This window comes from Trichlorobacter ammonificans (genome assembly GCF_933509905.1).
Lineage (GTDB): Bacteria > Desulfobacterota > Desulfuromonadia > Geobacterales > Pseudopelobacteraceae > Trichlorobacter > Trichlorobacter ammonificans.
Map to the genome: position 1 here is coordinate 270,915 of NZ_OW150024.1, position 14,992 is coordinate 285,906.

The window sequence follows — 14,992 nt, forward strand, 5'->3', positions numbered from 1 at the left end:
GTACATCCGTTCAATCCGCGTCATCCGCGTGCCCGTGCAGTTCAGATGGTTGATCGTGCTCTGCGTGTGCCGTACCGTTATACCACGGGGGCGCTGCTGAAAAAAGCCGCATGGTTGGAGGTGAAAAACGGCGGGTCCCGTTGCAGGATCGGGGCGATGGCCGGGTGCCGCTTGAATTCCCGCTCCAGAAAGCGCCGCACCTTGCCCCGGTCCCAGCCCGTGGGGTGGCAAAAGCCGGTGTACAGGGAGAGATCGCCGTCGTAGAACGGCGCCGTACCGTGTTGATCAGCCTCAGGGCCGAACAGCGGCATGTTGAAGATGGCCAGGTTGAGGAAGCCGAAACAGTCGGCATGGCGCACCGTGAAGTCAAGGGTCCGCCGGGCAGCCGCCTCGTCCTCCGCCGGGGTGCCGAAGAGCAGGTAGCCGTACACGGCAATACCGGCGGCACGCAGGTTTTCCAGCACCCGTGCCGCCTGCTGCAGGTTAATCCCCTTGTGCAGCCGCTCCAGCACCCCCTGGTCCCCCGACTCAAGCCCCAGCTTCAGCATGACACAGCCGCCGGCCCGCAGGTCGCGGCAGAACTGCGGGTCGGCCAACTGCTCGCAGAAGCGGACAAAGCCGTACCAGGGGGCACCGGGCGGGTCCGTTGCCAGCTGCTCCAGCAGGGCCGGGCTCAGGGCGTTGTCGGTGAGATGCAGCAGGGCCGGGCGGTGGCGTTGCACCAGTTCCTTCACCTGCTCCAGCACCGTGGCCGGGGGGATGGGGCGCCAGGGGTTCCCCTCGGCCCGCTCCGGGCAGAAGGAGCAGCGGTTCCACCAGCAGCCTGCGGCGCTGCTGTAGGGAAGCACCCTGCCGGGGGAGAGATAGTCGTCAAGGCGAAGGGAACCGTACTCCGGCAGGGGCGGCCCGCCGGCGGGCGCCGTGCCGTGCAGGGCCAGCAGTGGCCCTTCGCCGGGGCCGGGCAGCAGTTCAACCAGATCGCCAAAGGGGCTCTGCCAGCCGGGACGGCTGCACCAGGAACCGACCAGCCCGCCCCCCAGCAGGATGCGCACCCGTGGCGCCAGTTGCCGGATCAGCCCTGCCAGGGCAAAGGCGCACAGGGCCTGGTTCAGGTAATTGAGTGAAATGCCGACCGTGGCGGTCCCCCCTAGCAACTCCTCCAGCCGTTGCCGGAAAAACGGAAAAAACGGGTTCTGCTCCGGTTCGGCGGCAGCCTGCAGCAAGTCGGCGCTGCGCAGGGGGGACAGCCCGGCATGGCGGTAGTCGGCCAGCCCGGCTTCCGCCCCCAGCGGCTCACCGGCCACGGCCAGGAGCCGGTTCAGGTCCCGCACTGCGGCGGCGTAGCGGGCGGGCGCGGCACAGGTTTTCCTGTCCCGCAGGGCGGCAAGGTTGGCCGGCAGCCTGCGCCGGGCGCGGCTGGTCCAGGTATCAACGGCGGTTGTCTGGGTCAGCAGCCAGAGCTGCCCTTCCAGGTTGGCGTCCCAGAGACGACAGGGGAGGCCGTGGGCGGTCAGGGCTCCGGCCAGCCGGGCGATCCCGGCCGGCGGCTCGGTGGCCTTGGCGCAGGGGGGATGGATCAGCAGCATGGGCGGGGGAGACTCGTCAAGCAACACCACCACTGGTGGCGGGCCGTGTACACGGTTGGTTCCTTACTGTTCGACACATCAGAGCTGTAACTGCGCATTGTTGGTACTCATCCGGTGATCTGCTCACGAGTCGGGAGGTTGAGATGTTGCGGGAACTGGGAAACGTGGCTCACGCAATGGCGCTACGTTAATATTGTTTCGGCGACAAAATATTCAAATTCTGTTTGTAGGGGCGCTGCTTGCCGCGCCCTGATTGTGGGCGGAGCAAGCGCCGCCCCTACGATTCGTATATGTAACCACCGGAGCAATACAACAGGCTGTTTTCAGGATGGAATGATGGGTACGGACGGCTGGTTTGTCAAACTGAATCTTTCCGGGGCAGGCATCCGGACGTAGGCTCCGCGTATCTGCCCCCGCGAGAGGCCGTTGATAAAAAACTCTGGACAGCTTCGGCAAACAGCGCTACATACGCTGAAACGCCACACGCGCACAGAGGCCCCATGCGACAGCGACAGCACAAGCAACTATTTGAAATAACACATTAAAAACCCGCCCCAAAGGCGGGTTTTTCGTTTTCCACAGAGTGTGAAAAGTTTCTTTCAATGGTTTTGTAACTAGCTGAAATTAATTTGGAAAAAAGTTGTGTAAAATTTCTTTCAATTTTAGCTGCCTGTGCTGTGGCGATAAGTTTTTTTGCATGGCAATGCAAAAGGCGCCGAATTGGAAAAGCATATAATACTAGATGCCCAGCACAAAAAGAAAAGCATCTAATGTTAGATACCACCTGGGGAGGGTGATTAAGTAGTTGGCAGGAGGATTGAAGAATGAGCGCTATTGTTTGTTTTGATATCAGGAATTTCAGTACTCACGTTTCCCATCTTGTAGCGGGAAATCAAGGCAAAAGCAAAAGAGTATTTGAAGTGGTAAAAGAACTTTTTCAGTCCCTTGACAATGTAATCAGACTGACGCAATCGAAATTCGATTTCCAGGAGAAAACCTATGTAGTCCATACCGGGGACGGATTCGTTGCGATATTCTACGGAAAGGGGAAGTGCCTCCAAGCATTATCTGTCGCATGCGTGATAGGTAACGATTTTTCGAAGATAATCAATATATACAATTCTGACATGAAAAAAGAAGCAAGCTTAAGAAACCTTCCCCCACTAGATTATGGAATAGGTATCCATATTGGAGCCGTTCAGTATTTTAACTACCAGCCAGTCTATTCTTCTGACAGCCGAACCCAGAGCATTGGCCTGCTCGGACACGCAATCAATCTGGCAAGCCGTGTTCAAGACACCACCAAAGAGCATGTATATCGCATTATCTGTACCAGGAGAGTTTTCACGGACTCCATTTCTAGAATAGATGAGGAACATCGGGGCAAGATCGATCGCTACTTTATTGACCTTGGTAAACACAAGTTAAGAGGAATGCGAAGACCTGTAACACTATACGGTGTAGATGGTCACCTATATGAGTACATAAAGCGGGAAATACCTCCACGTCAGAATTGAAATCACTATCATCGCAGCCTGACAACGGGAGTATACAACTTGCGGCACAACCAGCCCGCCCTGAAAAGACTGGCTGGCTGGTCAGCCTTATGACGTTAAACTGAGGTAAACATGAAACGACCATTCAACAGTGATCTTGTAATAACAGAACAGATTTCCGATCCCTTGTTAAAGGCGTACCATGTCGGATTTGATCAGAAAAAATTTCGTCTAACTCCACTTGTGGACGTAATCAGAAATGTGATTCCTGAGTTTTCTCTCGGTTATCATTGTGGAACTATGATTGGTTTGACAAGCATGGTTGAAAAGCTGAAAGAGGCCGCAGAAATTGTTTACATGACTGACAAATACCAAAAGCGGGGAGAGTTCGGAGAATTGATTTTACATCTCCTGCTTAGAGACTTTCGTAATACTATACCCTTAATTAGTAAGATGTACTTTAAAGATAACCACGATATTCCAGCTCACGGTTTCGACGGAGTTCAAATTTCAATCGAAGGCTCAATAAAGAAGTTATGGCTTGGAGAGTCAAAGCTTTACAAATCTGGAGAGGCTGGTATTTCTGATCTTCTTAAAGACATAAAAAAACATGTAAACGAAGATTATATCCGTCGAGAATTTAGTCTAATTTCAAAGAAACTGCCTGAATCAATCCCTGAAATAGAATACTGGCGCAATCTAATGGATAAGCATCAGCGGCTGGACATTATATTCGATGGGATTGTCATACCAATGCTATGCACATATGACAGTAGCATATTCACCCGTCATACAGATAATACGCAACAATACTTCAACGACTTTGAAAATGAATGCAAAGAACTTTTCGAGAAATTTGATAAAAAGCGAACTGCTAGCCAAGTCGAAATAATTCTACTCCTTTTGCCAGTTCCGTCTAAAGATGAGTTAAATAGTCAAATTCATAAACGACTTAAGGCAATTCAGGAGATATAAATGACAACTATATTAGATGTTAAGAATCAAATAGACCTTATCAAACAGCGGTCGAACAACATGACAAATGATGAGAGTTTTCAGTTGGCAAAACTCTGCTCGAAGTTACTTCGAGAAAACCCTGAAATCGCCCGTGATGCGATAATACGAGTACATGACATCTGGGAAAAGGTCCCTGAGAACACTCGCACAATTTGGAACGATATTACTGAGTCAGCTGGTTTGTATCCGTATGTCAATCCTAAAAAACTTTCGACAAGTGCACTACTACGATACGAATATCACAGATCAAAGTTTATGCCAAATGTAGTACTACATGAAGAACAAGCCATAATTTCGCATGAGCTAATCAATAAACGATCAGTTGTTGTTGGCGCTCCAACTAGTTTTGGCAAAAGCCTCTTAATCGAAGAAATTATTGCAAGCCGAATCTATAGAAATATAGTGATAATCCAACCAACGCTTGCGCTGATTGATGAAACGCGACGTAAACTCACAAAATATAGAGATCACTACAAAATTGTACTTTCAACGTCACAAACTCCTTCAGCAAGCCGTTCAAACGTCTTCCTGTTCACAGGAGAACGCGTTGTTGAATATCAGATTTTTCCCAAAATAGATTTCTTTATTGTCGACGAATTCTACAAACTAAGCCTTGACAGAGAAGACGACCGGTCTGTAGTTCTGAACCAAGCTTTTTCGAAGTTATTAAGTTTAACTTCGAAATTTTATATGCTTGGCCCTATGATATCGAGTATCCCGCTAAAATTTACACAGCGATTCGAACTAACTTGGATACCTACCAAATTTTCAACAGTTGCCGTTAACGAGTATCACATAAACGAAATACTAAAAACCAAAATCTCAGCCAAAAATAAGAATGAAAGCCTAAATACTTTACTGTCACACGTGAGTGGACAAACAATCGTCTATTGTTCATCTCCCCAAAAAGCAACAGAACGTGCTTTGGAGTATGCATTTAGTTTGTCTACAAAACCAAAGGAAAATCACCTTCAAGACATCAGATCTTGGATTAAAGAAAACATCAACGAACATTGGTCGCTAGGATTTGCTTTGTCAATGGGCATTGCATTTCATCATGGCGCTTTGCCACGCCATCTTGGCGCGTCTATCGTTGAGGAATTTAACAAAGGATCAATCAAGTATTTGTTTTGTACCTCAACGCTGATCGAAGGCGTCAATACGTCGGCAAAAAATGTCATATTGTTTGATCATACACGCGGACGTAATCCCATAGACTTCTTTGATTATAGAAACATTGCAGGACGATCAGGACGAATGAAAGAACATTTCGTTGGGGATGTTATTAAATTCGAAAAAGAACCGGATCAAATGGAACTCAATGTCGACATCCCAATTTTTGATCAGGAGTATGCACCGCTGGAGATACTAATTTCTATGGGGGATGACCAAATCGATGAAAATGGCAGAGAACGTATTCGTGAATTTAAAAAACTGCCAGAGGACCTTCAACATCTGTATAAGCTCAATTCTGGGATTACCGTTGACGCACAAGAAAAGATCATTCGAAAAATACAGAGCAACTTAGCTTTCTATCATTCAAATATTTCTTGGTCTCCTGTACCCAAGAAATTTGATGATTTGAGCACGATAATTGAACTTGGCTGGGAGTTTTTGCGAGGTCCAGGGGATCAGACATATATTCCAAAGCTTGGAAGACTTAATGCCAGATGGCTAGCTAGCTTTGCCTTCTCATACATTAGTCTTAAGTCTTTAAAGTCAGTTATTAGCCAATATTCACAAGACAGGTTCTGGATTGGTAAAATACCAGAAACACAAGAAAGAATAGACATAGTTAGCTACACAATCCTCCATATAGCTAGACATTGGTTTGATTATAAATTGCCAAAATGGTTAACAGTAATTTCAAACATTCAAGAATATGTATTCAAACAAAATGGACTAAAGCCAGGCAATTATCTGTTTTTAGCATCTGAGCTAGAGAATTCTTTTATCCATCCAAACTTTGCAGCACTAATTGAATACGATATACCAATGTCAGCAATAAAGAAATTAACAAGAAATATTGATTCTAAGAAAACGGCAGATGAGAACATAATGGTTATTTCTAGAATTCCGGACACTGATCTTCTCAAGTTAGGGCTTGGTGAATATGAATTAAAAAAAGTCAGGAACCTAAAAAGAGCGGTCTAACTCGCGCCAAGACCAGCCTCCACTTCGTTACGCTGGTCAGGCTTATGGCGTTGGACGCGAAATTGATTCAAATATCATTACAAAACAGGGGGGGCAATGAAAAAGCTGGCAATATTATTGTTGCTTTTGTTGTGCAGTGGTTGCGTTTCAGGCATTCGTAATGACATCCAATCATATGAGCGCAGAATATCAAGCAGAAATGGTGATATAAATCGCGCAGAAAAATACTTAAATAACAATCCAGATGTCTATGTTGAAAATACATGTGTTACTCCTGCCCGCGGGCCAAAGCCAAAGCCGCTCTGTGAAAGTAAAGAAAAGGCCACTGAATACGCACTTGCCAGATGTGCTATTTCGTATAAGGGGTGTGATGCTACTTTAAGTCTTTTAGGGGGCAAGCTTGACACATTCTCCAAGAAGTTTTTGGCAAGTGAAATCTGCGACAGATTAGTTGAGCATTATCAAGGTAATAGTTATAATTCTTACACAACTGCAAGAAACGCAATGGAAGCGGTAGCAGATAGAGGGATAGAAAGAGGTGGATTTTGGGGGGTTGTAGGTGGTGTCACTAAACTTGCCATTGAAGCCCAAAAATATGACGATTTTCAACGATGCCGCAACAATGAATCAAGCCGTTGCTACAATGCTTACGTAGACTGGTGGAACGGGCCATTCAATAAAAAGGAGCAGTGTGAAAACAGTGTAAAAACCATAGCAGCCAGTAAGGATGATATTGAAACGTATGAATACCGAATTTATAAATTGAAATCGAAATGGATGTGGAGACTGTTCGGAGACTAAGCAAACTTGCGATAGGGGCAGAAACATGGCGTCAGAGATGAGAGTCCAGCCAGCCGGTTGCACGCCGCCTCGCCCGGAAAACCGACCGGAGGAAGTGGCTGAATCAGGCACCCCGTTGGGTAATTCGGGCCAGGCTTCCAAGTTGAAGGTCTCCTCTGGGGGTGGGCTAATCCAAGCGGCCGAAATTATTGGACGATATTCCGATAAAGGCCGCTTTTGCGCCTTGTAGTCACGTTTTCACCGGTAAAAATGAGCTTCCAAGATGGCACGAGTAAACCCTCGAGGTTATGCTGCCTGTTTGCGGTGAATATACTGCTCCGCAGCCTGGGCCAACAAGCCGGAACGAGTCATGTGGTACTGCTCGGCATAACGGTCGATCTCGTACAGAAGATTTTCCGGCATGGTGATATTAACCCGCTTTGCTTTGACTTTGAGCTTGGCAAGATCAATGTCCACCAAGAGCCATATCCCTCCTTGATAGTCGGGGTTTGCTGCCAGTTGTTCCAAAGGTGTCGGCGCCGGAACGGGTATATCCTCACCTTCAAAATAGACTTCCGCGGCCTCCTGGACCATGTGCGGTAACTCTTCCCACCTGTCGGCGGCAGAGAAGCATCCGGGAAAGTCGGGGATAGTGACGCCGTGGGCGTGTTGATCGTCTCCAATATGCACATAAGCGGGGTATAGCATAATCATCTCCATTCCCAGCCCGCTTGCCGGAAAATGTTCCGCAAGGTCCCGGGGGGTATGTCTTTGCGTGGATGCGGCACGACCACATGACCGGCTTTTGACGGGTGTTTGTATTTCTGGTGGTCGCCTTTGCCTCCGACACAATACCACCCCTCGTTTTCGAGTCGCTTTATAAGCTCCTTGCTGGTCATGAGTAATTCATACACACCAATACACACTAGGTCAATGCTAAAGTGAAGTAAGGTCTTAACTGTTTTTTATCCCGAAATTACTCGTTTCCGCCTCGAACCCATACTGTGCTCCCGCTGCTGGCGTTCATTGCCGGCGAGAATCACCCTCCTTTATCCCAACCGCAATCAACCCTCGTCCGGCACCATGCACCACATCAACGTCGTGGCCGGTTGTGTCACGCCGGAAACAAGCGTGGCGCTGCCGCTTACGGAGGGCGAAGGCGGCAGCACAAAGGTATTGATGTGTCGGCGCGGGTGCGTTTGCGTATGCGGAACGAATGGGGTGGGCGAGCTGTTGTGTCTGAGTGAAACCGTGACTTTCAATTTGTCCGGCTTGATGTCCGGTCGGCTGGTGTCACGATCCCCTCGGCCAGGGCAAAGGTGAGAAAATCAGCGGTGTCGTCGGGATCGAGCCCCAGGGAGGCGACGATTTCGCCGGCGCTGCGGTGGCCGTCCAGCTGCTCCAGCAGCCGGTAGTACGGCTCGATCAGGGATTCGGTGCAGACTTCGCCGTGGGCCGGGTAGATGGCGGCCCAGGAGCCGCAACGCGGCAGGTTTTTGGCGATCCAGGGGAGGTCCGGCTCGCCGCTTTCCAGCAGGTCCAGGATTTCGTAATTGAAGGTGGTCAGGGAGACCGACGGCGCCAGGGCAAGGGGCAGGGCGGAGAGGTCCAGTCGGTCCAGCTCCTCGTCCGTGGGGGGAACCGGCGGCACCGCCATGAGGGCCACGCCGTAGTGGTAGTGGTAGGCGGCGCAGTCCAGGGCCGCGGGCAACAGTTTCTGCAGCTTCCGCTCCGTGAAGAGGTCGGTGAGGAAGTCCCGCTGGAGCCCCAGAATCTGCTCATCGCTGAACTGCGCTTCGTCGTAGTTTGCCCCCTGCCGGGCCGTGAGCCAGTCGGCGAACCGTTCCAGCAGGGCCACCGGCGCCAGCTTGAGGGCCCGCACCACGCCGTTGTACCAGGCCACCGCCTTGCCCCGGCTGTAGAAGATGTCGCAGGCCGCGCCAATGGCCCGCGCCCGGGCCATGTCGGCCGCCGGGAAGGTGGCGGATGCCTGCAGGGTGTAGGGAGGCTCCGCCAGGCTGACCAGCCCGGCTTCCCCGGCCCGCTGCGCCACTCTGGTGCCGGGCAGCACGGCCAGGGGAAAGATGTCCAGGTGGTTGGGATAGAGGGACAGGGCGAAATCCAGCCCCTCCCGGAAGGTGTCCAGGCGGTCACCGGGCAGGCCGTAGATCAGGTCGAAACCGAAGGTGGCGCCGGAGTCGTTGAGCAGCATCACCTTGGCGGCAAAGTCCTTTCGGTCGAACTTCCGCCCCACCCCGCCCGCCACCGCCGGGTCGGCGCTTTGCAGGCCGATCTGCAAAGAGCAGGTAAGGGAAGCGAACAGCTCGGCCTGCTCGCGGTCCAGCAGTTCGTGACGCACCTCGAAGTGGAAATGCACGTCGGGTGCCCGGTCCCGGATCAGCCGCAGCAGGTCTTTTGCCCGCTTCCGGTCGGTGTTGAAGGTGGAGTCCAGGGCAAAGATCTGGCAGGCGTTGCGACTGACCAGGTAGTCAAGTTCCTGTTCCAGCCGCTCCAACGGAAACCGCCGCACCCGGCGATCCCCCATGCCGTCGTAGCAGAAGTCGCAGGCAAAGGAGCAGCCCCGGGAGAGCTGCCAGACCATGCCGTTTGCGATGTGGCGGTCCAGCAGGCCCAGCAGGTAGGGAGACGGAAGCTCCGCCAGGTCGTCGATGGGGGGGCGGGGGACGGTGACCAAAGTGCCCGCCTCCAGCCGGGCGGTGCCGGCCAGTCCCGTCAGCGGCTCACCGGCGGCCAGCCGGTCGATCAGTTCCGCCAGGGTCCGTTCCCCCTCGCCGATGGCCAGCAGGTCAAAGGGGGCCTCCCCGAGCAGCCGGGCCGGGTCGGCGGTGGCTTCCGGGCCGCCGGCCAGAAGCAGCAGGTCCGGCCGCTGCCGCCGCAGGCGCCGGGCCAGCTCAGCGCACTCCCCACGGTTCCAGAGGTAGACCGGAAAAGCCACCAGATCGGGAGCGGCGGAGAGGATTTCGGCGCAGATCAGCTCCGGGTCGCTGCCGCAGAAATACTCGGCCGAGCTGACCGTCACCGGCGACGGGTCGGGCCGGCCGGTGAGGTAGGCGGTCAGAAAGGCGGCGGCCAGCGGCACTGCCTGGGCCGACGGCATGGCGTGGAGCGTGACGAAGTGGAGGCGGAGCAGCTTCATCCCGGTATCACTGGTACTGGATGTAGATCGGCTTCGGGTTCAGTTTCAGCAGGTCCTGGGGGGTCATCAGCGGGTCCCCCTTCTTGGTGTCGTTGTGGTAGAACAGCTTGAAGCCGGTGAACTGTACCGGTTCGGCCACGATGTAGTCCCGGTAGGAGTCCCGTTTCAGCCAGGGGGCGCCCCAGCCGTCCATATGCATGACGATCTGCACCTCCGGCCGCAGGACGATGTTCTTGGCGTTGGTGACCCCGCCCCGGGTGAAGCGGTGGATCACGAACACCTTGGGAGGCAGGTTGTGTTTCCTGACCAGCTCCTTCAGGTAGCCGGAGGCGTAGTTGATGTCGGCGGCGTCGTAGGTGCCGATCTTGGTGCCGGGCCGCTTGCCGCTGGCGATCAGGTTGAACTCCGGGTCGATCCCCAGGTGCACGTCGGGATTTTTCAGGAGCCATTCAAAGCGGGGCAGCAGGGTGCGGATATTGTCGTGGCCGGTCTGGATGTCGATGAACAGGAGCGCACCGGCCTCCTTGGCCCAGCCGTAGACCTGGTTGACCACGGTGTCCGGCATCACCATCCGGTACTTGCCGCTCTTGCCCGGTTCCCCCTGGGCCACCACGGCGATCAGGTGCAGGGCCGGCTGCACCGGCAGGGAGGGATCGGCTGCCTGCCATTTGGCAACTTCACCTTTGAGGCGTTGCAGCATCTCATCCTTGGGATACTCTCCCAGTGCCCCCATCCGTTTGGAGAGCGGATTGCCGTAGTAGGCCACGATCCGTTTACCCGGCAGGATCGAGCCGGGGAGCGGCTGGGGATACTTGACCGGCCACCCTTTTCTGGCGGCATAGTCCGGGTCCTCGCCGGCGTTGTAGCGGACCTTCGGGGCCTGCTTGGCCGGTGCCTGGGCGCTGCTGGACCGTTGCTGGACCGGCGGCGTCGGTTGGGTGCGGGCACTGCTGGCGGTGACGAACGGTTCCGGCGCTGCCGGTTGCTGCGGAGCGGCGGTGATGGTTTTGGGAAGTGGTTTGGCGGGCTGATTGTCCATACAGCCTGCCGCAAACAGAAGACAAAGGGAAAGAACACCGGAAAGTACGGGACGAAACTGCGCCATTACGAACGAACTCCTTGAAAGATGGACCGGAAAACCATAGAGTGTTCCGTTGCATACTAATATAACCGTACACTTGTTATCATACCTGTTCGACGGTTCATACTGAAATTTTCATACCGTTCCCGGAGGAATTTCCCATGCCCTTCCCGATTCTTGAGGCGCTCTCCCGCCGTATCCTGGTGCTGGACGGCGCCATGGGCACCCAGATCCAGAACCGTCACCTGACTGCCGCCGATTTCGGCGGGGCCGAGTACGAGGGGTGCAACGAAATGCTGCTCCTGACCCGGCCCGATGTGATCGAGGCGGTGCACCGCGATTACCTGGCAGCCGGAGCCGACATCATCGAGACCAACTCCTTCGGCTCCACCGACATCGTGCTGGCGGAGTACGGGCTTGAGGCGAAGGTGTTCGAGCTGAACCGTCAGGCGGTGCTGGTGGCCCGGCGGGCCTGCGACGCCTTTGCCACGCAGGACAAACCCCGCTTCGTGGCCGGTTCCATGGGCCCCACCACCAAGACCCTCGCCGTTACCGGCGGCGTTACCTTCGAGCAGCTGGTACAGGCGTTCCGCGGACAGACCCTGGGGCTGCTGGCCGGTGGCGTGGATATCCTGCTGCTGGAGACGGCCCAGGATACCCTGAACCTGAAGGCGGCGGCGGAGGGGGTCCGGCTGGCCTTCGAGGAGAGCGGCCAACGGGTGCCGCTGATGATTTCCGGCACCATCGAGCCCACCGGCACCATGCTGGCGGGGCAGAACGTGGAGGCGCTCTACGCCAGCGTGGCCCATCTGGAGGACAGCCTGGGGCTGGTCAGCATCGGGCTCAACTGTGCCACCGGTCCCGAGTTCATGACCGACCACCTGCGGGCGCTCTCCGAGCTGGCCACCTGCCATGTCTCGGTCTACCCCAACGCCGGTCTGCCGGACGAAAACGGCATCTACGCCGAATCCCCCGATTCCCTGGCTGCGAAGCTCATGCGGTTCGTGGACAACGGCTGGCTGAACATCATCGGCGGCTGCTGCGGCACCACCCCGGCCCATATCGCCGCAATCGCCCGGATGGTGGACGGCAAGGCCCCCCGCCGTCCCCGGACCGAGCGCCGCCGGGTGGTGGCCGGCATCGAGCCGCTCTACATCGAGGAGGATGCCCGGCCGGTGCTGGTGGGGGAGCGGACCAACGTGATCGGCTCCCGCAAGTTCAAGAACATGATCGTGGCGGAAAAGTTCGAGGAAGGGGCGGAAATCGCCCGGGCCCAGGTCAAGGGGGGCGCCCAGGTGATCGACGTCTGTGTGGCCAACCCGGACCGGGACGAGGCGGCGGACATGACGCGGCTTTTGGAGTTTCTGCCGAAAAAGGTGCGGGCCCCGATCATGATCGACTCCACCGACCCGAAAATCATGGAACTGGCCCTGACCAGACTCCAGGGGAAATGCGTGATCAACTCCATCAACCTGGAGGAGGGGGAGGAACGGTTTGCCCAGGTGGCGCCGCTCCTGCGCCGCTTCGGCGGGGCCGTGGTGGTGGGCTGCATCGACGAGGACCCGCAGCACGGCATGGCGGTGACCCGCAGCCGCAAGCTGGAGGTGGCCCGGCGCTCCTATGACCTGCTCACCGGAAAATACGGCCTGCGCCCCGAGGACCTGATCTTCGATCCCCTGGTCTTCCCGGTGGGGAGCGGCGACGAGAACTACATCGGCTCGGCGGTGGAAACCATCGAGGGGGTGCGGCTGATTAGCGAGGCGTTCCCCCGGTGCAGCACCATCCTGGGGATCTCCAACGTCTCCTTCGGCCTGCCCGCCGCCGGCCGGGAGGTGCTGAACGCGGTCTTTCTCTACCACTGCGTCAGGGCCGGCCTGACCTACGCCATCGTCAACACCGAGAAGCTGGAGCGGTACGCCTCCATCCCCGAGGAGGAGCGCCGCTTGGCCGAGGACCTGATCTTCTGGCGCGGCACCGACCCGGTGGCCGCCTTTGCCGCCGCCTTCCGGGACAAGCAGCCGGTCTCCCACGCTCCCACGGCTGAACTGCCGCTGGACGAGCGGGTGCCCCGCTACGTCATCGAGGGGGTGAAGGACGGCCTGACCGCCGACCTGGATGCCCTGCTGGCCCGGGGGGACAAGCCGCTGGATATCATCAACGGACCGCTCATGGCCGGTATGGCCGAGGTGGGAAAACTGTTCAACGCCAACCAGCTGATCGTGGCCGAGGTGCTGCAGTCCGCCGAGGCGATGAAGGCGGCAGTGGCCCACCTGGAGCCGCACCTGGAGAAGAACGAGAGCGCCGCCAAGGGGCGGATGCTCCTGGCCACGGTGAAGGGGGATGTGCATGACATCGGCAAGAACCTGGTGGAGATCATCCTCTCCAACAACGGCTTCCAGGTGATCAACCTGGGGATCAAGGTGGGGCCGGAGACCCTGATCGAGGCGGCCCGCCGGGAACAGCCGGATTTCATCGGCCTCTCCGGCCTGCTGGTGAAGAGCGCCCTGCAGATGGCCATTACCGCCGCCGACCTGAAAAGCGCCGGTATCGATGTTCCCCTGCTGGTGGGGGGGGCGGCCCTGTCCCGCCAGTTCGCCGACAGCCGGATCGCCCCGGAGTACGGCGCGCCGGTGCTGTATGCCAAGGATGCCATGGCCGGCCTGGAGCTGGCCAACCAGTTGGCGGACCCGGCCCGGCGGGAGGCGCTGCTGCGGGAGACCGCCGGCCGTCAGCAGGCGGCCGGAACCGCACCGCAGCGGGCCGCTGCTCCCGCGGCATCCGCAACCGCCTCGACCGTTGCCGCGGATGCGCCGATCCTGCCGGCTCCCGACTTTGAGTCGCACATCCTGCGGGATATTCCCGTGGCCCAGGTGCTGCCGTACCTAAACCGCCAGATGCTCTACACCAAGCACCTGGGCCTGACCGGCTCGGTGGAGAAGCTCCTGGCCGCCGGGGACGAAAAGGCGCTCAAGCTGCACGACACCGTGGAGGCGATGCTGGGACGAATCACCCGCGAGGGGCTGGTCCGGCCCCAGGCGCTCTACCGTTTCTACCCGGCCAACAGCGACGGCAACGACCTGGTCCTCTACGATCCGGCAGCGCCGGAGCGGGAGGTGGCCCGCTTCAGCTTCCCCCGCCAGGCCGGGAGCGACCGGCTCTGCGTGGCCGATTTCGTTCGGCCGCTGAACAGCGGTGAGCGGGACACCATGGCGCTGTTCACCGTCACCTGCGGCCTGGGGATCAGGGAACTGTCCGAGGCGTGGAAGCAGGCCGGCAGCTACCTGGACTCCCATCTGCTGCAGGCCCTGGCCCTGGAGCTGGCCGAGGCCACGGCGGAGTTCCTGCACAAGCGGATTCGCACCTCGTGGGGGATAATCGATGATCCCTCCCTGACCATGAAGCAGGTTTTCAACGCGGAGTACCGGGGAATCCGGGTCTCCTTCGGCTACCCGGCCTGCCCCGAGCTGACGGATCAACGGCTCCTGTTCAATCTGCTCAAGCCGGAACAGATCGGCATCCACCTGACCGACGGCGACATGATGGACCCGGAGGCCAGTGTGTCCGCCCTGGTTTTCCACCATCCTGAGGGGAGATATTTTGATGTAATACGTTGATTTCGCGGCTTTTAAGTGGGCTTTTTTCTGTTCTTTTTACTGTTGCATATTCTGATGCGCCTGCTACTATCGGAAAGCTTTACCCCCGGCACCGGTGCCGGTATCCA

General features: G+C 56.3%; 10 protein-coding genes. 5 read left to right on the top strand and 5 right to left on the bottom strand.

Features of this window, described 5'->3' with window-relative positions:
- Positions 1–77: 77 nt before the first annotated feature.
- Entirely contained in the window at positions 78–1,586 is a 1,509-nt protein-coding gene (locus RAK07_RS01095; RefSeq protein ID WP_305731017.1) for a B12-binding domain-containing radical SAM protein, read from the bottom strand.
- An 824-nt stretch (positions 1,587–2,410) separates the two neighbouring features.
- Here RAK07_RS01095 and RAK07_RS01100 point away from each other — a divergent pair.
- From RAK07_RS01100 to RAK07_RS01115, 4 genes are all read left to right on the top strand, one after another.
- Positions 2,411–3,103 (top strand): adenylate/guanylate cyclase domain-containing protein, encoded by a 693-nt coding sequence (locus RAK07_RS01100; RefSeq protein ID WP_305731018.1) that lies wholly within the window; start codon positions 2,411–2,413, stop codon positions 3,101–3,103.
- 111 nt (positions 3,104–3,214) lie between these two features.
- The gene (locus RAK07_RS01105) at positions 3,215–4,057 is read left to right on the top strand and encodes a HamA C-terminal domain-containing protein (RefSeq protein ID WP_305731019.1); all 843 of its coding nucleotides are present in this window, start codon (positions 3,215–3,217) and stop codon (positions 4,055–4,057) included.
- Positions 4,058–6,253 (top strand): helicase-related protein, encoded by a 2,196-nt coding sequence (locus tag RAK07_RS01110; RefSeq protein ID WP_305731020.1) that lies wholly within the window; start codon positions 4,058–4,060, stop codon positions 6,251–6,253.
- Positions 6,254–6,349: 96 nt separating this feature from the next.
- Positions 6,350–7,054, top strand: coding sequence for a hypothetical protein (locus RAK07_RS01115; protein ID WP_305731021.1), 705 nt, complete (start codon positions 6,350–6,352; stop codon positions 7,052–7,054).
- A gap of 285 nt (positions 7,055–7,339) precedes the next feature.
- On the opposite strand, the gene RAK07_RS01120 is transcribed toward RAK07_RS01115, so the two are convergent.
- The 4 genes from RAK07_RS01120 to RAK07_RS01130 all read right to left on the bottom strand — a co-directional run bounded on the left by RAK07_RS01120 (position 7,340) and on the right by RAK07_RS01130 (position 11,229).
- Entirely contained in the window at positions 7,340–7,753 is a 414-nt protein-coding gene (locus tag RAK07_RS01120; RefSeq protein ID WP_305731022.1) for a type II toxin-antitoxin system HicB family antitoxin, read from the bottom strand.
- Positions 7,744–7,932 (bottom strand): type II toxin-antitoxin system HicA family toxin, encoded by a 189-nt coding sequence (locus RAK07_RS14040; protein WP_374215750.1) that lies wholly within the window; start codon positions 7,930–7,932, stop codon positions 7,744–7,746. The genes RAK07_RS01120 and RAK07_RS14040 overlap by 10 nt, the downstream gene beginning before the upstream one ends.
- A 359-nt stretch (positions 7,933–8,291) precedes the next feature.
- Complete coding sequence (locus tag RAK07_RS01125; protein WP_305731023.1) at positions 8,292–10,190, bottom strand: B12-binding domain-containing radical SAM protein; 1,899 nt, start codon at positions 10,188–10,190, stop codon at positions 8,292–8,294.
- Positions 10,191–10,197: 7 nt separating this feature from the next.
- Positions 10,198–11,229, bottom strand: coding sequence for a hypothetical protein (locus tag RAK07_RS01130; protein ID WP_305731024.1), 1,032 nt, complete (start codon positions 11,227–11,229; stop codon positions 10,198–10,200).
- Positions 11,230–11,432: 203 nt separating this feature from the next.
- Here RAK07_RS01130 and metH point away from each other — a divergent pair, with 203 nt between their 5' ends.
- The gene (gene metH / locus RAK07_RS01135; protein WP_305731025.1) at positions 11,433–14,885 is read left to right on the top strand and encodes a methionine synthase; all 3,453 of its coding nucleotides are present in this window, start codon (positions 11,433–11,435) and stop codon (positions 14,883–14,885) included.
- Positions 14,886–14,992 lie beyond the last annotated feature (107 nt).